Genomic DNA, 946 nt, shown 5'->3' with positions numbered 1-946 from the left:
CGCGTGCCCACCTTCACGGGGGAAGGCCCCTCACCCGGATCGGCGGCGTCCGACTGAGGGTGATCGAGGCCGAGATCCGCTCCCGTACCGCCGACGGCGACGACTTCGGCGGAAGCTATCGTCTACTCACCACGCTGAGCGACCACCGCACCGACCCAGCAGACCGCCTGGTCGATCTTTATCACGAGCGCTGGGAGATCGAGACCGCCTATCTGGCACTGCGTCACACCATGCTCAAAGGGCGTGTTCTACGGTCGAAGGACCCGGTGGGCCTCACCCAGGAGATGTGGGCACTCCTGACCATCTACCAGGCTCTGCGCTCGATGATGGTGACCGCAGTGGAGACAGCGCCTGGCTGCGATCCCGACCGGGCCGGCTTCACCGTGGCCCTGGAGGCCGCGCGCGACACGGTCGTTGGCGTCGCTGGAACGGCTGCGGCTGCAACTCCGAGCGGACGCCTTGACCTGGTAGGACACATTGGCACCCGCGTCCTGAAGGCGCTGCTGCCCAAGCGCCGAGTGCGGCTGTCCGCTCGCATCGTCAAGTGCGGTACATCTCGCTACAACATCTGGAACCGCGACGGGCGGCCTCGCGGTAGTACGCCGATCACCGCCATTGTGATCACCGTGCATCCACCGGCTCTCCCCACCACGCATGCCTCATACAGGGCCGCTTCCGGCCGCTGGGGACAGGTTTGCCGGATCTTGGCGGAGCACTCCAACCAGGCCATGCACGCCCGCGACATCGCAGGGCATCTCGGCCTCATCGCCACAGGGCGTGTGCTGAGCGGCTTCAACGCGCAGCTCTGCTACTGGGCGCGCAACGGCCGACTCATCCGTACGGCACCGAGTACGTACAATCTCCCTCTTCCCGGAGCCTTGACACCGTCAACTGAGCCCTAACTTCGTGGCATTGAATGCTCGACGCGGTGCGGTACCTGGTCGAC

At 65.9% G+C, this 946-nt stretch carries 1 protein-coding gene; it reads left to right on the top strand.

The features are described 5' to 3' along the window. The first annotated feature begins 59 nt into the window (after positions 1 to 59). A complete protein-coding gene (locus WN71_RS39385; RefSeq protein ID WP_206300262.1) occupies positions 60 to 902 on the top strand; it encodes a hypothetical protein in 843 nt (280 codons plus the stop codon). The last annotated feature ends 44 nt before the right edge of the window (positions 903 to 946 follow it).

Origin of the sequence: Streptomyces mangrovisoli (genome assembly GCF_000974985.2) — a bacterium.
Lineage (GTDB): Bacteria > Actinomycetota > Actinomycetes > Streptomycetales > Streptomycetaceae > Streptomyces > Streptomyces mangrovisoli.
Note: the sequence above shows the minus strand (reverse complement) of the source record. Positions and strands in the feature narration are given on the sequence as shown.